Origin of the sequence: Microbacterium kribbense, from assembly GCF_039537285.1 — a bacterium.
GTDB classification, from domain to species: domain Bacteria; phylum Actinomycetota; class Actinomycetes; order Actinomycetales; family Microbacteriaceae; genus Microbacterium; species Microbacterium kribbense.
The window spans coordinates 63,951-81,783 of record NZ_BAABAF010000004.1 but is presented as its reverse complement, the minus strand read 5'-3'; the positions used below and the strand labels follow the sequence as shown (position 1 = coordinate 81,783).

At 69.4% G+C, this 17,833-nt stretch carries 14 protein-coding genes and 2 riboswitches; of the genes, 1 reads left to right on the top strand and 13 read right to left on the bottom strand.

Annotated features, from left to right (window positions below; genetic code table 11):
- Window positions 1–40: 40 nt before the first annotated feature.
- From ABD705_RS06335 to ABD705_RS06295, 9 genes are all read right to left on the bottom strand, one after another.
- Window positions 41–2,152: an ABC transporter ATP-binding protein gene (locus ABD705_RS06335; RefSeq protein WP_344781686.1), complete on the bottom strand. Its 2,112-nt coding sequence runs from the start codon at window positions 2,150–2,152 to the stop codon at window positions 41–43.
- On the bottom strand, window positions 2,145–3,086 hold the full coding sequence (locus ABD705_RS06330; protein ID WP_344781684.1) for an ABC transporter permease: 942 nt from the start codon (window positions 3,084–3,086) through the stop codon (window positions 2,145–2,147). Before ABD705_RS06330 ends, ABD705_RS06335 begins: the two co-directional genes overlap by 8 nt.
- Before the next feature lies 1 nt (window position 3,087).
- Window positions 3,088–4,068, bottom strand: coding sequence for an ABC transporter permease (locus tag ABD705_RS06325; RefSeq protein WP_344781682.1), 981 nt, complete (start codon window positions 4,066–4,068; stop codon window positions 3,088–3,090).
- A gap of 307 nt (window positions 4,069–4,375) precedes the next feature.
- A complete protein-coding gene (locus ABD705_RS06320) occupies window positions 4,376–4,912 on the bottom strand; it encodes a PH domain-containing protein (protein WP_344781680.1) in 537 nt (178 codons plus the stop codon).
- A complete protein-coding gene (locus tag ABD705_RS06315) occupies window positions 4,912–5,403 on the bottom strand; it encodes a PH domain-containing protein (protein ID WP_344781678.1) in 492 nt (163 codons plus the stop codon). Before ABD705_RS06315 ends, ABD705_RS06320 begins: the two co-directional genes overlap by 1 nt.
- A 74-nt stretch (window positions 5,404–5,477) precedes the next feature.
- On the bottom strand, window positions 5,478–7,151 hold the full coding sequence (locus ABD705_RS06310; RefSeq protein WP_344781676.1) for a dipeptide ABC transporter ATP-binding protein: 1,674 nt from the start codon (window positions 7,149–7,151) through the stop codon (window positions 5,478–5,480).
- Window positions 7,148–8,092: an ABC transporter permease gene (locus ABD705_RS06305; protein WP_344781674.1), complete on the bottom strand. Its 945-nt coding sequence runs from the start codon at window positions 8,090–8,092 to the stop codon at window positions 7,148–7,150. Before ABD705_RS06305 ends, ABD705_RS06310 begins: the two co-directional genes overlap by 4 nt.
- Window positions 8,082–9,011: an ABC transporter permease gene (locus tag ABD705_RS06300; RefSeq protein WP_344781672.1), complete on the bottom strand. Its 930-nt coding sequence runs from the start codon at window positions 9,009–9,011 to the stop codon at window positions 8,082–8,084. Before ABD705_RS06300 ends, ABD705_RS06305 begins: the two co-directional genes overlap by 11 nt.
- Window positions 9,012–9,188: 177 nt before the next feature.
- Entirely contained in the window at window positions 9,189–10,826 is a 1,638-nt protein-coding gene (locus ABD705_RS06295; protein ID WP_344781670.1) for a peptide ABC transporter substrate-binding protein, read from the bottom strand.
- Window positions 10,827–10,999: 173 nt separating this feature from the next.
- Here ABD705_RS06295 and ABD705_RS06290 point away from each other — a divergent pair, with 173 nt between their 5' ends.
- A complete protein-coding gene (locus tag ABD705_RS06290) occupies window positions 11,000–11,821 on the top strand; it encodes a CPBP family intramembrane glutamic endopeptidase (RefSeq protein ID WP_344781668.1) in 822 nt (273 codons plus the stop codon).
- A gap of 44 nt (window positions 11,822–11,865) precedes the next feature.
- Here ABD705_RS06290 and gcvP read toward each other — a convergent pair whose 3' ends face one another.
- The 4 genes from gcvP to ABD705_RS06270 form a co-directional block, all read right to left on the bottom strand.
- Window positions 11,866–14,688 (bottom strand): aminomethyl-transferring glycine dehydrogenase, encoded by a 2,823-nt coding sequence (gcvP, locus tag ABD705_RS06285; RefSeq protein ID WP_425562047.1) that lies wholly within the window; start codon window positions 14,686–14,688, stop codon window positions 11,866–11,868.
- Between the two features lie 50 nt (window positions 14,689–14,738).
- Window positions 14,739–15,116 carry a glycine cleavage system protein GcvH gene (gene gcvH, locus ABD705_RS06280; protein WP_344781665.1) on the bottom strand — a complete coding sequence of 126 codons (378 nt, stop codon included), beginning with the start codon at window positions 15,114–15,116 and terminating at the stop codon, window positions 14,739–14,741.
- Window positions 15,113–16,234, bottom strand: coding sequence for a glycine cleavage system aminomethyltransferase GcvT (gcvT, locus tag ABD705_RS06275; protein WP_344781663.1), 1,122 nt, complete (start codon window positions 16,232–16,234; stop codon window positions 15,113–15,115). The genes gcvH and gcvT overlap by 4 nt, the downstream gene beginning before the upstream one ends.
- 45 nt (window positions 16,235–16,279) lie before the next feature.
- Window positions 16,280–16,384, bottom strand: a riboswitch (glycine riboswitch).
- 1 nt (window position 16,385) lies between these two features.
- A riboswitch (glycine riboswitch) is annotated at window positions 16,386–16,478 on the bottom strand.
- Window positions 16,479–16,524: 46 nt separating this feature from the next.
- Window positions 16,525–17,700 carry a MarP family serine protease gene (locus tag ABD705_RS06270; protein WP_344781661.1) on the bottom strand — a complete coding sequence of 392 codons (1,176 nt, stop codon included), beginning with the start codon at window positions 17,698–17,700 and terminating at the stop codon, window positions 16,525–16,527.
- Window positions 17,701–17,833 lie beyond the last annotated feature (133 nt).

Here is a 17,833-nt window from a genome sequence, read left to right as displayed (position 1 = left end):
CTGTGTGACCCGACCCTTTTCGGACGGGAGTGTGCGGTCGTCAGCCGACGACCAATGTGTTGCGGTCCACATGGTGGCATGCGACCAGGTCCCCCTCGTGGTCGATGAGTTCCGGGTCCTGAGCGTCGCAGAGTGCACGCCGCGGCGCGTCCAGGATCTTGTACAGCGGGCACCGGGTGCGGAATCGGCAGCCGTCGATCTTCTCCGCCGGGCTCGGCAGATCGCCGTCCAGCAGCACCCGCTCGCGGGTGCGCTCGATGGCCGGGTCCGGGATCGGCGCGGCCGACATGAGGGCCTGCGTGTACGGGTGCTTCGGAGTGTCGAAGACCTGGGCGATCGGACCGTACTCGACGATCTTGCCCAGATACATCACCGCGACGTCGTCGGCGATCTGGCGCACCACGGCCAGGTCGTGCGCGACGAAGATCAGCGACAGGCCGAGCTTGTCGCGCAGATCCTGCAGCAGGTTGATGACGCCCGCCTGGATCGACACATCCAGGGCCGAGACCGGCTCGTCCAGGACGAGGATCTTCGGGTCGGTGGCCAGCCCCCGCGCGATGCCGATGCGCTGGCGCTGGCCGCCCGAGAACTCATGCGGATAGCGGTCCAGCATGGACGGGTCCAGGCCCACCAGGTCCAGCAGCTCGGCGACGCGCTCGTTGCGCTTGTGCCGCGGCACGCCCTGTGCCAGCAGCGGCTCGCCCACGACGTCGGCGATCGGCAGCCGCGGATCGACCGCGGCGGCCGGGTCCTGGAAGACGATCTGGATGTCGCTGCGCAACTCGCGCAGCTCGCGCGCGCCTAGTCTTCCGACCCGCTTGCCGGTGATCTCGATCGACCCGGACTGCGGCTGCACCATCTCCATCAGTTCCAGGATCGTCGTCGTCTTGCCGCAGCCGGATTCCCCCACGATCGCGAGGGTCCGTCCCGGGCGCAGGGCGAAGGAGACGCCGTCCACCGCCCGCACGGTGCCGACCTGGCGGCGGAAGACGCCGCCCTTCATCAGTGGGAAGTGCTTGACCAGGTCCTTGACCACCAGCACCGGCTCGGCCGTCGCATCCGGCAGCACCCGCTGCGCGAGCGCCTCCGGCCGCGGGAAGATCTCGGGCCGGCTCAGCTGTCCCGAGATGATCTCGCTGGAGCGGTGGCAGGCGGCGGTGTGGCCGTCCGGCCCACCGTGCTCGACCAGGGTCGGCTCATCCGTGAAGCAGATGTCGATGGCGACCGGGCAACGCGGCGCGAACGGGCAGCCGCGCGGCAGGTTCGCCAGCGACGGCGGCCGCCCCTCCAGCTGCACCAGCCGGGCGGTGCCCGCGGTGCGGATGTTCGGCACCGAGCGCAGCAGGCCGATCGTGTACGGCATCTGGGGCTCTGCGAACACCTCGTCGACCGTGCCGTGCTCGACCAGCTTGCCGGCATACATGACGGCTACGCGGTCGGCCTGGCCGGCCACCACCCCCAGGTCGTGCGTGATCAGCGACACGGCGGCACCGGTGAGGCGCTTGGCCTCCTGCAGCACCTCGAGGATCTGCGCCTGAATCGTGACATCCAGCGCCGTCGTCGGCTCGTCGGCGATGATCAGGCGCGGGTCGTTCGCGATCGCCATGGCGATCATGGCGCGCTGGCGCATGCCGCCGGAGTACTCGTGCGGGAACGCCAGCGCCCGCCGCTCGGGGTCGGGGATGCCCACGAGCTTGAGCAGCTCGACAGCGCGGACGGCGGCCGCCTGCGTGCTCAGCGCCTTGTCGTGCAGGTGCAGCGCCTCGGCGATCTGGTCGCCGATCGTGTACACCGGGGTCAGCGCCGACAGCGGGTCCTGGAAGACCATCGCGATCTCGCTGCCGCGGATGCGGGACAGCTCATGATCGTTCATCCCCAGCAGCGACTGCCCGTTGTAGCGGATCTCGCCCTCGATCACGGCGGTGTCCGGCAGCAGGCCCATGATCGCCAGCGACGACACCGACTTGCCGGAGCCGGACTCGCCGACGATGCCGAGGAACTCGCCTTCGTCGATCGTGTAGCTGATGTCGCGAACGGCGCGCACGTCACCGGAGCGCTGCGGGAAGGTGACCGAGAGGTTCTTCACCTCCAGCAGCGGACGGCCGCCGCTGCGCGTTGCGGTGGTCTGGGACGCGATGACGGTTTCAGGCACGGTTCACCCCCGAGGTCGGGTCGATCGCATCGCGCAATGCGTCGCCGACGAGACTGATGGCCAGTAGCAGCACGATCAGCGTGCCGGCCGGGAACAGGAACAGCCAGGGCCGCGTCGTGGCGGCCGACTGTCCGTCGGCCAGCAGCGTGCCCAGCGAGACGGCCGGCGGCTGCACGCCGAAGCCGAAGAAGCTCAGGCTCGTCTCGGCCAGGATCATCGCGGCGATGCCCAGCGTCGCGTCGATGATCAGCAGCGATGCGACGTTGGGGATGATGTGCCGGCGCACGACCGACCAGGTGCTGAACCCCATGTAGCGGGCGCCCTTGACGAACTCGCGCTCCCGCAGCGACCGGGTCTGATTGCGGATCACCTGCGCCATGATCATCCAGCCGGTGACGGCGAGGAAGATCATCATCACGACCCAGCTGCCCTTGGTGAACGGGTACAGCAGCACCAGGATGAAGAAGGCCGGCAGCACCAGCATCAGGTCGATGACCCACGCGATGGCCTTGTCGCCCCAGCCGCCCAGGTAGCCCGCCGTCGCGCCGACGACCCCGGCGATGAGCGTCGAGGCGGGGCCGGCGACGAACCCGATGATCAGGGACTTCTGCAGGCCGGAGACGATCTGTGCGAACAGGTCGTGGCCGAGGATGTCGGTGCCGAACCAGTGCACGATCGTCGGCGGGTAGTTCATGTTGTCGACGTCCTGATCGGTGGGGCTCCACTGCGTCAGGAACTGGCCGAAGATCGCCAGCAGCACGATCAGCACCAGAACGGATGCACCGATCCAGAATCGCGGGGTGTGCTGCAGTCGGCGCCAGATGACGCGGCCGCGCGAGGAGGGCTTGGCCGACAGCGTCGCCGTGACCGGCTCCGGCTCGGTGGGCATCGGTGCGTCGTCTTGGCTGAGCAGACCGGCTTCTTGCATTGCCATCTCAGCGCCTCACTCTCGGGTCCAGCGCGGCGTACAGGATCTCTGACAGCGTCGACGAGCACAGGATCAGGATGGCCACGAACAGGGTCGATCCGGCCACGGCGTTGATGTCGTTCTGCTGGATGGATTGGATTGCCAGCTCCCCCATGCCGTGCCAGCTGAATACGATCTCCAGCATCGCGGAACCGGCCACCAGGGTGCCGAAGCTGTAGGCGAAGAAGGTCGACATCGGGATCAGCGCGATCCGCACGCCGTGGCGCACCAGCGCCGACCCGCGGGTGCGGCCCTTCGAGCGGGCGGTGCGGATGTAGTCCGCGCCCAGCACGTCGAGCATCGTGCTGCGCTGGTAGCGGCTGTACGAGGCGGCGCCGGCGATCGCCAGGACCAGAGTCGGCAGCGTGGCGTGTGATATCCGATCGCCGAACTGCGACCAGAAATCGGGGGGTGTGCTGGCGGAGTACTGTCCGCTGAAGGTGATCAGCTGGAACCCGAGCGCCTGGTTGAGGTAGGTCGCGACGATCATGAACAGGATCGCCATCACGAACACCGGGGTCGCGAAGACGACGTACGAGGCGAGCGTGACGATCTGGTCGCTGGCCTTGTACTGGCGCACGGCGCCCCACACGCCCAGGACCACGCCGAGGATCGCACCGAGGATCGCACCGACCAGCAGCAGCTGCAGGCTCACTCCGGCACGGATGCCGATCTGCTGGAGCACCGGCTGATTGCCCACCGTCAGACCCAGGTCGCCGCGGAAGATGTTGGTGAACCAGGTCCAGGTGCGCTCGATCAGCGGCACGTGCGGGTTCACGCCCCAGTTGTTCAGGAGCTGGTCGATCGAGGACTGCGGCGGGCGCGGATGCCGGTTCTCGAACTGCCACACCGGGTTCAGCCCGGTGCTGGCCAGCATGTACGCCAGCGACGAGGCGACCGCCGTCAGGATCAGATAATTGATGATGCGGCGAACGATGTAGATGATCACGCTCGCCCTCCGCCCGGTGCGGCGGCCCGGCCTGGCCTTGCGGGTGTCGCGCGCAGCGCGCCGGTCGCGGGTTGTGCTGTGATCACTTTGGTGAACGTTCCTTGCTCATCTGGCGCCGACTCATGATCGACGACGATGTCGATGCCGATTTGTGGTCGGCCCACACCCGTGGGGTGCCGGCGTCTACTTTAATCGACAACATCGATCCTGCCCGCTTTCACACGGATTCTTTATCGGGGCGTTAAGGTCTGCCCGCTTGTGGGCGGGCTGGCATTGTGGGATATGCACGGTGCGCGCCGGGGCCGCCTCACAGCAGCGCCGCCAGCGCCGCCGCGATCAGGAGCACGGTTCCTGCCGCGAGGGCCGGGACGTCCCACCCGCGCTGCACGGTGCCGCCGGCCTTGCGTGCGCCGGCGTGCGCGGTGCGCAGCAGTGCCAGCCCCGGGTCGCCCCGATCGGCCTCCCGCGAGCGGCGCGTGCCGGGCCGGCTGGCGAAGGTCCCACCCCAGCACTCCACGACGCTGTTGTCGGCGAGGACGACCCGCAGCTGCATCCTGCGGCTTATCTCGGCCACCTGCCCCCACGGAATGCGCACCCAGCGCAGCAGATTGCGCACGGTCAGGCCGTCGGCATCCACCCGGATGCTCATCCGGTACAGGAGCACCCACGCGCACCACACCAGAAGACCGAGAATCAGCGCCGCACGCAGCGCTATCGCGAATCGGCCGCGGATCGCGGCGTCGCCGACGAAGATGACGGCGATGCCCACCAGCGCCCAGAACGTGACCGACGACATCAGCGCCCGCAGCACGAAGGAACCGCCTTCCTCGATCGACTTCGCCATCACAGTCCTCCCGTCACGGCGATCGCCGCGATCGCCCAGACGACCAGGATCGCAAGGGCGATGAGCCCGACCGGATCCCAGCCGCGCCGCACCGGCGGCACCTCGCCGGTGCGGAGACGGTCGGCGGCGGCCTCGCGCAGTCGGGTCAAGTAGTCGAACTGCGCCCTCACGTGGCCGGGGGTCAGGCTCGGGCTGCCGGGCCGGCGACCGCCGCGCCCCTGCAGCGGGCCGCCCTGCGCCCGCACCTGGCGGCCGTCGTCCAGGGTCAGCTCGACCTGCCAGCGCCACTGCATGTCGCGCACCCGCGGCCACGGGATGCGGATGATCTGCAGCATGTTCTGCACGATCACCCCGGCGCCATCCACCGTGATCGACGACGCGAACGCCGAGACATAGACCAGCCACAGCGCCAGCAGGGGCCACGGCGCCAGTAGGGCGGCGTCGGCGAGACCCCCGCGGATGACCGCGTCGCCGAGCAGGAACACGACCACCAGGGCGGAGATGCCGAAGATCGGGATCGCCGATCCAGGGCGGAAGACCCTGCGTTCCGAGCCGTCCGATGCGGTCAGCGCGCACCACCGCCCAGCGGGATCGACGCACCGGGGATGGCATCCAACAGCCCCTTGGTGTACTGCTCGGCGGGGTTCGCGAAGATCGCATCGACGGTGCCGTGCTCCACGATCCGGCCCTTCTCCATGACGCACACCTCGTCGGCGACGACCCGCACGACGGCCAGGTCGTGGGTGATGAACAGGTAGGTCAGATCTAGCTCGCTCTGCAGCTGGGCCAGCAGCTGCAGGATCTGGTCCTGCACGAGCACATCCAGCGCCGAGACGGCCTCGTCGAGCACGACGATGTCGGGCTTGAGAGCCAGGGCGCGGGCCACCGCGACACGCTGCCGCTGGCCGCCGGACAGCTCGTTCGGGTAGCGGGTGGCCAGCTCCTGCGGCAGGGCCACCTGGTCGAGCAGTTCGACCACCCGGCGGTGCCGGGATGCCCGGTCGCCGACCTTGTGGATCTCCAGCGGCTCGGCGATGGTGTTGCCGATGTTGCGCAGCGGGTCCAGCGATCCGTACGGGTCCTGGAACACCGGCTGCATGCGCCGGCGCATCGCGAACACCTCGCGACTGGACAGCATCGCGGTGTCGCGGCCGCCGATGTGGATCGAGCCGGCCGTCGGGTCCTCGATCTTCAGGATCAGCTTCGCGACCGTCGACTTGCCGGAGCCGGACTCGCCTACCAGCGCCATGGTCTTGCCGCGCGGGATGTCGAAGCTGACCGCATCCACGGCGCGGAACGGCACCGAGCCGAGCCCGCCGGTGCGGATCTTGTACTCCTTGGTCAGGTCCCGCACCGACACGGCCGGAGCCGCGTCGGCGGCCTGCGCCGTCCGCTCCATCGTGTGGGCGCCGACCCCGGCCTGGATGCGCTGGGACGCGATGCTGGGGGCTGCCGCCACGAGCCGCTGCGTGTACGGATGCAGCGGATTCTCGAGGATCTCCCGGCTGGGGCCGGCCTCGACGATCTCGCCGTGCTGCATGACGACGATCTTCTCGGCACGCTCGGCAGCCAGGCCCAGGTCGTGCGTGATCAGCAGCACCGAGGTGCCCTTCTCACGGGTCAGACTCGCCATGTAGTCCAAGATCACCCGCTGCACCGTGACATCCAGCGCGCTGGTCGGCTCGTCGGCGATCAGCAGCTTGGGGTCTGCGGCCAGGCCGATGCTGATCAGCGCGCGCTGGCGCATGCCGCCGGAGAACTGATGCGGGTACTGGTGCAGGCGCCGCTCGGCGTCGGCCAGGCCCGCCTGCTTGAGCACCTCGATGGCGCGCGCGGTGACTGCACGGCGGCCGTGCGCGACGCCGTTGGCCCGGATGGCCTCCTTCACCTGGAAGCCGATCGACCACACCGGGTTGAGGTTGGACATCGGGTCCTGCGGCACGTAGCCGATCTCGCGGCCGCGCACCCGCTCCATCTGCCGCTCGCTCAGCGCCGTCAGCTCGCGCCCGTCCAGCATGATCGACCCGGCGGTGACGCGGCCGGTGCCCGGCAGCAGGTTCACGATCGCCGACGCGGTCGTGGACTTGCCCGAGCCGGACTCGCCCACGATGGCGAGGGTCTCACCCGGATAGATCTCGAGGTTGATGCCGTGCAGCACCTCGCGCATCTGGCGCTGCCCGCGGAAGGCGACCTTCAGGTCGCGAATGCTCAGCAGCGGCGTGTCGACGACGTCGTTCATCGCTGTGCCCTCGCCCTCGGATCGAGGGCGTCGCGGATCAGCTCGCCCAGCATGATGAACGCCAGAACCGTGATGGTCAGGACGATCGACGGGTAGATCAAGGACATCGGCGCCACCCGCAGCGAGGTCTGGGCTGCGCTGATGTCGTTGCCCCACGACATCGTCGAGCTGCCCAGGCCCACGCCCAGGAACGCCAGCGTCGCCTCGGCGACGATCGCCCCGGCCAGGCTCAGGGTGGACACCACCAGCAGCGGCGCGATCGCGTTGGGCACGACGTGCGAGACCAGCGTGCCGAACCGCGATTTGCCCAGCGCCCGCGACGCCGTGATGAAGTCGGATTGCGTCACCCGCAGCACTTCCGCGCGCACCACGCGCGCGGTCGCCGCCCAGGCGAACCCGCCGATCGCCAGCGACAGCGTGAACACGTTGCGGTACTGCGCGAACACCGTCATGACCACGACGGCGGCCAGGATATAGGGGATCGTGAAGAAGATGTCGCCCACGCGCGAGAGCAGCGAGTCGAGCCAGCCGCCGTAGAAGCCGGCCAGTGCGCCCATCACCAGGCCGATGCCGGAGCCGATGATCGTCGAGATCAGGCCGACCGAGACCGAGGCGCGCGACCCCCACACGATGCGTGCGTAGATGTCGCAGCCCTGCAGTGTGAAGCCCAGGGGATGTCCGGCGGCAGGGCCGGCGTTGGAGTTGTCCAGGGTGCATCCGCTGTTGGGCGGGGTGTGCGTGAACAGCGTCGGCCACGCGATCATCAGCAGCACGACCGCGACGATGGCCACCGAGATCCAGAACGTCGGGCGCTTGCGGATGTCGCGCCAGGCATCCGACCACAGGCTGGTCGGCTTGGCCGAGACGTTGACCACGTCGACGTCGATGGTCCGGGTCTGGATGGGTGCGACGTAATGCGCGTCGGAAGGATTAACGGACATATCGGATCCTCGGGTCCAGCAGGCCGTAGAGCAGATCCACGACCAGGTTCACGAGCACGTACAGGATGACGAACACCGTCACGAATGACACGATCGTCGGCCCCTCGTGCAGGATCGTCGCTTTGAACAGCGTGTTGCCCACACCGGGGATGTTGAACACCGCCTCGGTCACGGTCGCGCCCACCAGGAGCACGCCGAAGTTGGTCGCCGAGTTGGTGATCATCGGGATGAGCGAGTTGCGCATCACATGCACCGGCAGCACCCGGCGTCGCGGCAGCCCCTTGCTGTATGCGGTGCGCACCCAGTCCTGGTTCAGGGTGTCCAGCACCGAGCCGCGCATCAGGCGCATGCTGGTGGCGAACAGGCTCACGCCCAGCACCAGCGCCGGCAGCCACAGCCCGTTCCAATCGTTGTCGCCGCCGACGGTGGGTTTGAACCAGCCGAGCTTGATGGCCAGGAAGTACTGTGCGACGAAGCCGAGCACGAACACCGGCACCGACAGGAAGACCAGGCCCGCGATCAGCGCGGCGTTGTCGAAGAGCTTGCCCTTGCGCAGCGCCGAGATGGTGCCGACCACGATGGACAACAGGAACTCGATGCCGATCGACATGACCGCCAGGCGCGCCGTGACCGGCAGGGTGCGCGCCAGGACCGCGTTGACCGACTGCCCTGAGAAGGTCTGCCCCATGTCACCGCGGAAGATGCCCGACAGGTAGTAGAAATACTGCACCAGGAACGGCTCGTCCAGGTGGTATTGGGCGCGCAGTGCCACCAGCAACTGGGGGCTGGGCTGTTTGTCACCGAACAGCGCGGCGATCGGGTCGCCGGGCATGGCGAAGACGAGGAAGAAGATGAGCAGGGTGGCCCCCATGAAGACCGGGATCACCTGCAGAAGGCGTTTGAGGATGTATCCGAGCATGCGCCCTCCCTTCGGGGTGCGGAAGGCTGAAAATTGGAGGCCCCGGACGCGATGCGCGGCACAGCGGTGTGCGGCGGGCATCCGGCGACGAATGCGTTGACCATGCTAGCCCAGCACGGCATGCCGCGAGGCGGTGACGTGATCGCCACCGCCTCGCGGGGTAGATCTCAGGGCCGGTCAGCCCTTGGTGATCTGGTAGTACAGCGGAACCGAGTTCCAGCCGAACGTGACGTTCTGCACGCCCTTGGCGAACCCACCGGTCACGTTCGAGTACCACAGCGGGATGGACGGGAGGTCCTTGAGGAGGATCTCCTGTGCCTGCGCGTAGTCCTTGGTCGCTTCGGCCGGGTCGGTGGCGGTAGCGCCCTCGGCGAGCAGCTTGTCGAACGCGGGGTTCGCATAGTCGCTGTCGTTGGAGCTGGCCCCGGTGCCGTACAGCGGCTGCAGGAAGTTGTACTGGCTGGGGTAGTCAGCCTGCCAACCGGTGCGGAACGCGGTCTTGATGGTGCGCGCGTTCACGTCCTTGCGCAGCGTGGCGAAGTCGACGTACGACTTGCCGGACGCGTCGATGCCGAGCGTGTTCTTCAGCGAGTTGGCAACCGCATCCACCCACACCTGGTGACCGCCGTCGGCGTTGTACGCGATCTGGAACGATCCGCTCCACTTGGAGATCGCATCGGCCTGGGCCCACAGCTGCTTGGCCTTCTCGGGGTTGTACTTGAGCACGTCGGCGCCGGTCAGGCTGTCCGACCAGCCGCTGATCACCGGCGACGTGAAGTCGCTGGCAGGGGTGCGCGTCTTGTTGTAGATCTTGTCCGTGATCTGCTCGCGGTTGATCGCCATCGACAGCGCCTGACGACGCAGCTCGCCTTCCTGACCCGTGAAGTGCGCGAGGTCCTTGGGAAGCGTGAACGACTGGAAGATCGCCGCCGGCTGGTTGACCGCACGGTCGCCCAGGTCCGACTCGAAGGTCGCGAACGCCGATGCCGGGATCGCGTCGATGACGTCCACGTCGCCGCTCTGCAGGTCGGCGTAGGCCGAGTCCTGCGACGTGTAGAACTTGATCGTCAGACCGCCGTTGTGCGCCTGGCGCCCGCCGGTGTACTGGTCGTTCTTGACCAGGTCGATCTGCACGTCGTGCTGCCACGCCGAGTCGCTGGCCAGCTTGTACGGGCCGTTGCCGATCGGAGCCTCGCCGAACGCCTTCATGTCGGTGAAGGCGACGTCCGGCAGCGGGTAGTAGGCGGAGTAGCCCAGGCGCTGTGCGAACTCGGCCGCCACCGGGGTGGCCAGCTTCACGGTGAAGGTGTTGTCGTCGACCTTCTTCAGACCGGTCAGGTCCGAGTCCTTCGCCGGGTCGAAGCCCTCGATGTCGGCGAACCACGACGAGTTCAGCTGCTTGTTGGAGAACTTCGCGCCGTACTGCCAGGCCTTGATGAAGCTGTCCGCGGTCAGCGTCTGACCGTTGGTGAACTTCTCGCCGCTCTTGATCTTGATCGTCAGGTCGGTGGGGTCATCGACCGTGATCGAGTCGGCCATGTCGTTGACGAGCTTGCCGGTGGCGTCGTAGTAGGCCAGTCCGGCGAAGATCGAGTCGAGGATCTTGCCACCGCCCACCTCGTTGGTGTTGGTGGGGATCAGCGGGTTCTCCGGCTCGGAGCCGTTGACCGAGATGATGGCCGAAGCGTCACCGGTGTTGCCGCTGGGCTTGGCACTGTTGTCATTGCCGCCACCGCCGCTGGCGCAGCCGGTGAGGGCCATCGCGCCCACAGCCAGCATGGCCAGCCCGGCGAGAGCGATCTTCGTTCGCTTCACGTTTCCTCCTGGGAAAGGGATGAATCCGCAGTCCGCCACGCGCGCATCGATGTGCGCGCGGCGTCAGCGGTGATACCCGCAACCCTAGGCATACTGGTGGCTCTGCTCCAAATGACTCCCCAAACCGTTACACACCTTTTACCGAACAACGCTTTCATGTGACAATCTGTGGAGTGTCCCCCTCTCAGGTCGGCGAACCCGCCCCCGCTCGCGCCCGCGTGTGGTGGGAGGTCGGTCTGGTGCTGGCGTGCACGCTGGGCCAGTCGGCGGTGTATTCGCTGCTGCTGCTGGTGCGGCGGTTCCTGATCAATGTGCCGCTGGGCTCCCAGGCCACCGCACTGAACTCCACCCAGTCCGCGCAGGCGTTCTGGGACATCCTCTATCAGCTGCTGGACATCGGCTTCTCGCTGGCCCTGGTCGGCCTCGTCGTGTATCTGCTCTGGGACACGGTCAGCCCGTTCCGGCGGATCGGCCTGGACCTGCGCCGGCCCGCCCGCGATCTCGGGTCGGGTCTGGTGATCGCGGCGGTCATCGGCCTGCCCGGTCTCGGCCTCTACGTGGTCGGACGCCTGACCGGCCTGACCGTGCAGGTGCAGGCATCCCCGCTGGACCCGTCCTGGTGGACGATCCCGCTGCTCGTGCTGTCGGCGGTGCGAGCGGGGCTGCAGGAGGAGGTGATCATGATCGGCTACCTGTTCCGGCGGCTGCGGCAGGCGGGCTGGAACGACTGGACGATCATCCTCGCCTCGGCCGCGGTGCGCGGCAGCTACCACGCCTATCAGGGCGTCGGACCGATCGTGGGCAACTTCGTGATGGGCGTCGTCTTCGGCTGGTGCTACCGGCGCTGGGGGCGCGTGATGCCGCTGGTGGTCGCGCATGCGATCCTGGACATCGTCTCGTTCGTGGGCTATCCGCTGGCCGCGTCGCTGTGGCCCGGCGTGTTCGGTCCGCTGCCGTCGTCGTCGTCGCCCTCACCCAGCCCGTCCGGCTCCTGACCTGCCGGCGCTGTCTGCCCGCGCCCGGCCGCCGACCCGCCGACCTACGCGAACGCCTCGATCGGCGGGCAGGCGCAGACCAGGTGCCGGTCGCCGTAGGCCTGGTCGATGCGGCGCACCGGCGGCCAGTACTTCGTGCGCACCAGCGCGCGCGTCGGGTAGACGGCCACCTCGCGCGAGTACGGATGCGTCCACTGCTCGGCGACGATCTGCTGCGCGGTGTGTGGCGCGTTGACCAGCGGGTTGTCGTCCGCGGGCCACTGCCCCGCCGAGACCGCGAACGCCTCGGCCTTGATGGCGATCATCGCCTCGATGAAGCGCTCGAGCTCGTCGAGGTCCTCGGACTCGGTGGGTTCGACCATCAAGGTCCCGGCCACCGGGAACGACATCGTCGGCGCGTGGAACCCGTAGTCGATGAGCCGCTTGGCGACGTCGTCCACGCTGATGCCGGTCTGCTCGCGCAGCGGCCGCAGGTCGAGGATGCACTCGTGCGCGACCAGTCCTCCGACGCCGGTGTAGAGCACCGGGAAGTGGTCGTGCAGCCGCACCGCCAAGTAGTTGGCAGCCAGCACCGCCGCGGCGGTCGCCTCGCGCAGCCCGGCGGAGCCCATCATGCGCATGTACGCCCACGAGATCGGCAGGATGCCCGCCGAGCCGTATGGGGCCGCGGCGACCGGCCCGCCGGTGAACCGCACCCCGCCGACATGGTCGGCGCGCTGGGCCAGCGGATGCGCGGGCAGGTACGGCGCCAGGTGGGCTTTGGCGGCGACCGGCCCGATGCCCGGCCCGCCGCCGCCGTGCGGGATGGCGAATGTCTTGTGCAGGTTCAGGTGCGACACGTCGCCGCCGAAGTCGCCGAACCGGGCGAAGCCCAGCAGCGCGTTCAGGTTCGCCCCGTCGACGTAGACCTGCCCGCCGGCATCGTGCACGGCGGCGGCGATCTCGGCCACGTCCTGCTCATACACGCCGTGGGTGGACGGGTAGGTGATCATCAGCGCCGCCAGCGCGTCGGCGTGCTCGGCGATCTTCGCGCGCAGGTCGCCGAGGTCGACGTTGCCGGCCTCATCGCATGCGACGACGACCACCCGCATCCCGGCCAGCACCGCCGAGGCGGCGTTCGTGCCGTGCGCCGACGACGGGATCAGGCACACCGTGCGCTGCGCCTCGCCGTTCGCCTCGTGGTAGCCGCGGATGGCCAGCAGTCCGGTCAGCTCGCCCTGCGAGCCGGCGTTGGGCTGCAGGCAGACGCTGTCGTACCCGGTCAGCTCGGCCAGCCACGACTCCAGCTGCTCGATCATCGCCAGGTAGCCGCGCACGTCCGCCTCGGGCGCGAACGGGTGCACGCGCGCGAACTCCGGCCAGCTGATGGCCGCCATCTCGGTGGCGGCGTTGAGTTTCATGGTGCACGAGCCGAGCGGGATCATGCCGCGGTCCAGCGCATAGTCGCGGTCGGCGAGCTGCTTGAGGTACCGCATCATGGCGGTCTCGGATCGGTGGGTGTGGAAGACCGGATGCGTGAGGTACTCGTCTTCGCGGTGCAGGGATGCCGCGACCCCGGCGATCGGAGTCGCGTCGGCGTACGCCAGGTCGCGGTCGCCGTGCTCGTCGGCTTCGGGGGCGCCGAACGCCCACGCGACGGCGGCCAGATCGGCCGCGGTGGTGGTCTCGTCGACCGAGACGCCGACGGTGGCCTCATCCGCCCAGAACAGCTGGTAGCCGCGCGAGCGGGCCCGCTCCACGACGGTGCGCGCCGTGCCCGGCACGGTCACCCGCAGCGTGTCGAAGAACGCGTCGTGGTGCACGTTCTGCCCGTAGTCGCGCAGCCGCTGCGCGAGCGCCTCGGTCTTGCGGGCGACGTCGGTCGCGATCTCGCTCAGCCCCTCAGGCCCGTGGTAGACCGCGTACATCGCGGCCATCACGGCCAGCAGCACCTGCGCGGTGCAGATGTTGCTGGTGGCCTTCTCGCGCCGGATGTGCTGCTCGCGGGTCTGCAGCGCGAGCCGGTACGCGTTCTGGCCGTCGGCATCCTGCGAGACGCCCACGAGCCGCCCGGGCAGCTGGCGCTCCAGCCCCTGCCGCACCGCCATGTAGCCGGCGTGCGGGCCGCCGAAGCCCAGCGGCACGCCGAATCGCTGCGTCGTGCCGACGGCGACGTCGGCCCCCAGCGATCCCGGCGAGCGCAGCAGCGTCAGGGCCAGCAGATCGGCGGCCACGACGGCCAGGCCCCCGGCCACGTGCGCGGCGTCGAGCACGCCGGTCGGGTCCCACACCCGCCCCGAGGCACCGGGGTACTGCACGAACACGCCGAACAGCTCGGTCGGCAGCTCGGCGCCGTCGGCGAGCGCGAGCTCGACGAGATGGATGCCGACCGCCCGCGCCCGCACGCGCAGCACGGCCTTGGTCTGCGGGAAGGCGTCGGCGTCCACGACGAACACGTTCGAGGCCGCCTTCGACGCGCGGCGGGCCAGCAGCATCCCCTCGGCGACGGCGGTGGCCTCATCGAGCATCGACGCGTTCGCCGTGGCCAGCCCGGTCAGGTCGGTGACCATGGTCTGGAACGTGATCAGCGCCTCCAGGCGCCCCTGCGAGATCTCGGGCTGATACGGCGTGTAGGCGGTGTACCAGGACGGGTTCTCGAGCACGTTGCGCGTGATCACGCTGGGCGTGAACGTGTCGTAGTAGCCCAGTCCGATCATGGGCCGCGCGAGGCGGTTCTGGTCGGCGAGCTCCCGCAGCTCGGCGAGCGCCTCGGCCTCGGTGGCGGCGGGCGGGATGCCGGTGGTCGGCCGTGCGGCGGCATGGATGGACTGCGGGACGGCGGCCTGCACCAGCGCGTCGACGCTGTTGAAGCCCAGAGCGGCGAGCATCTGCCGCTGGGCACCGGCATCCGTGCCGATGTGGCGGGACGCGAACGCGGTCACTCGGCGCCGCCGGTCAAGGCGAGATATGCGTCACGGGCCAGCAGGTCGACGGATGCCTCGCCGCGGATCTTCAGCAGCCAGCCGGCGCCGAACGGGTCGGAGTTGATCGTCGACGGGTCATCGTCCAGCGCGGTGTTGACTTCGATGACCTCGCCGGTGACCGGTGCGTACAGGTCGCCGACGGACTTGGTCGACTCGATCTCGCCGCAGGTCTGGCCCGCCGTGACCTGCGTGCCGACGGCGGGCAGGTCGACGAACACGACGTCGCCGAGCTGGTCGGCGGCGTAGTCGGTGATGCCGACCGTCGCGGTGTCGCCGGCACGGGCGATCCACTCGTGCTCAGCGGTATAGGAAAGGCTGGTCAGATCGGTCATTTCATCCTCCGGTAGAACGGCATTGCGGTCACGGTTGCGGGCACGTGCGTGCCTCGTACGTCCAGCAGGAGCTCGGTGCCCACCTCCGCCAGCGGCGGCGGCACGAGAGCCATCGCGATGGGATGGCCCAGGGTGGGGCTGAGGATGCCGCTGGTGATCTCGCCCACTCGGGTGCCGTCGACCTGCAGCACGGCGTAGCCGGCGCGGCCCGCGCGGCGCCCGGCGGCGGCAAGGCCGACCAGCACCGGTGCTCCGGTCAGGTCGCGGGTGGAAAGCCCCGCCTTGCCGACGAAGTCGCCCTTGGCCATGTCGACGACGCGGCCCAGGCCCACCTGTGCGGGCGCGATGTCGCGGCTCAGCTCGTGCCCGTACAGCGGCATCCCCGCCTCCAGTCGCAGCGAGTCGCGGGCGGCCAGCCCCGCGGGGGTCAGGCCGTGCGGCTGTCCGGCAGCGCACAGCGCATCCCACAGCGCGCCGGCGTCGGCGCTGTCCACGCTCAGCTCGAAGCCGTCCTCGCCGGTGTAGCCGGTGCGGCTGACCAGCACGGCGCCGGCGCGAAAGCGCATGCCCATCGCGGCGTAGTACGGCAGCGTGTCGAGGGTGTGGCCCATGGCCAGCGCCTCGTCGTGCGCAAGCCCTTCGGTCGCGGCCACGATCTGCTGCGCGCGGGGGCCCTGCACCGCGATCAGGGCGCCATCCAGCTCGACCACCACGGCGTCGAATCCGGCCAGTCGCTCGTCGAGCGCTGCGCGGACGGCATCCCGGTTTCCGGCGTTGGCGACGATGAGGAACTCGTCGGGGGCGTTGCGGGTGACGATGAGGTCGTCGATGATCCCGCCGTCGGCGGCGAGGATCATCGCGTACCGGGCGCGCGACAGCGCGACGTGCACCGGGTCGAGGGTCAGCGCGTAGCCGAGGAAGGCCTCCCGGTCGGGGCCCGTCACCGAGAACTGCGCCATGTGCGAGATGTCGAACAGACCGGCGGCCGCGCGCACGGCGCGGTGCTCCAGCAGGTCGGAGGTGTAGCGGACCGGCATCGACCAGCCGCCGAAGTCGGTGAATGCGGCGCCGAGCGCCTCGTGCCGCTGATGAAGGGGCGTATGACGAAGTGTGGACATGGGCTCTTCCGAGTCGACGACGACGCCTCACGGCGCCGGGTGGACTCCCCCTCTGTCATGGGCCTGAGAGCTTCGCCGCGGCATCGCTGTCGCGGGTTTCACCTTCGGCGGATGCCGGGCAGCAGTGCCCGACATCGCTTTTCAGAGCGGCCGGGCGCACACGGTATGTGTACCTGAGAGATTGGCGGGGAGGCTTGCTCCTTCGGTGTCCGGCGAAATCTCCGGACTCTCCCGTGCGCGTCGTACGGCCTGGATGATCTTCAGTTGCCCCCTCAGCATACCGTCGCACGTCACCCGGTACAGCGTCCGGACGACACCGGAGCAGTCAGACTGCCCAGCCGGGCCACGATGGGCTTCAGATCGCTGCCGGCGATGGCGTAGCCCCGGTCGGTATCGTCCTCGGCACGCGCGAAGACGACACCGGCGACAGTGCCCTGGGCGGTCAGCAGCGGGCCGCCCGAGTTGCCCGGGCGCACCGCCGCGCGCAGCGCGTACACCGGCCGGGGCGCGCGGGAGCGGCCGTAGATGTCGGCCACGTCGGCGACACCGGCCGAGAGCACCTGCGCGTCGTCCAGGGTCAACGGCCCGCCGTACGGATAGCCGGCCACGACCGCCGCCGCCCCCGCCGACAGCGCGGTCGACAGGCGCAGCGGGCGGGCGTGCAGCCCGGGCACGGAGATGACCGCGAGGTCCTGCGCCGGGTCGAAGTAGACGATCCGGCCCGGGTGGGCCCCGCCTCCGGGCAGCTGCACGACGGGGGCGGTGACCCCGGCTACCACGTGCGCGTTGGTCACGACGGTGTCGGCGGCGACGGCGAACGACGAACCGGTCTGGCTGACCCCGCACGCGTAGGCCACGCCGGTCACCCGTGCGACGGAGCCGGATGCCGCGACCACCTGGGGGTCTTCCAGCGACACGGGTGCGGCCGGCGCCACCGTGCCGGGGCGGAGGATGACCCCGAGCGCGGGGAGCCCGTCGGCGGCGAGCGTGCCGCGCACCTGGGCGAGCGCCCGCTGCACGGGAGTCGGGATGAGCCCGTCGATCGTGCGCACCGTCGCCGAGGATGCCACGGCGGCCGAGACCACCGGGAAGCCGGCGGCGACGATCCCGGTGGCCGCCAGCGACACCACGAGTGCGGTGACCACGACGCCCACGGCCCCACCGAGCAGCCGGTCGACCACGCGCAGCGGCGAGACCTTGTCCACCGGCCGGCGCACCCACACGCCGACCGCGCCGCCGATCGTCGCCCCGACCGCCAGCAGCACCGCCCAGGCAGCCGTCTCGGCAACGGCTCCCCAGATCGGCACGGCGATGATCCTTCCCACGGCGGGTGCGGCCCACAGCGCCGCCGCACCGCCGGCCGCAAGGCCCGCGAACACGCCGATGGTCGCGATGACACCGCGCGCGAGCCCGGCCAGCAGTGCGACGGCGAGGACCACCACCAGCACGACGTCGACGACGGCCATGATCCCCCTCCCGTGACTCCACTCGTTCAAGTCCGCCCAGGGTACGCAATGCGGCTGTGACCCCGCCGACCCTCCGCGGTGTGTGACGCGACCGATTTGCGGTTCTGGTCACGGCGACTCTAAGATGGACCTC

Bases quoted from the DNA above. Each gene is read 5' to 3' on its own strand.
- ABD705_RS06270 (WP_344781661.1), bottom strand. From the start codon at position 17,700: ATGGCCGTCGTCGACGTCGTGCTGGTGGTGGTCCTCGCCGTCGCACTG.
- gcvT (WP_344781663.1), bottom strand. From the start codon at position 16,234: ATGTCCACACTTCGTCATACGCCCCTTCATCAGCGGCACGAGGCGCTC.
- gcvP (WP_425562047.1), bottom strand. From the start codon at position 14,688: ATGCTCGCCGCTCTGGGCTTCAACAGCGTCGACGCGCTGGTGCAGGCC.
- ABD705_RS06300 (WP_344781672.1), bottom strand. From the start codon at position 9,011: ATGCTCGGATACATCCTCAAACGCCTTCTGCAGGTGATCCCGGTCTTC.
- gcvH (WP_344781665.1), bottom strand. From the start codon at position 15,116: ATGACCGATCTGACCAGCCTTTCCTATACCGCTGAGCACGAGTGGATC.
- ABD705_RS06310 (WP_344781676.1), bottom strand. From the start codon at position 7,151: ATGAACGACGTCGTCGACACGCCGCTGCTGAGCATTCGCGACCTGAAG.
- ABD705_RS06305 (WP_344781674.1), bottom strand. From the start codon at position 8,092: ATGTCCGTTAATCCTTCCGACGCGCATTACGTCGCACCCATCCAGACC.
- ABD705_RS06330 (WP_344781684.1), bottom strand. From the start codon at position 3,086: ATGGCAATGCAAGAAGCCGGTCTGCTCAGCCAAGACGACGCACCGATG.
- ABD705_RS06320 (WP_344781680.1), bottom strand. From the start codon at position 4,912: ATGGCGAAGTCGATCGAGGAAGGCGGTTCCTTCGTGCTGCGGGCGCTG.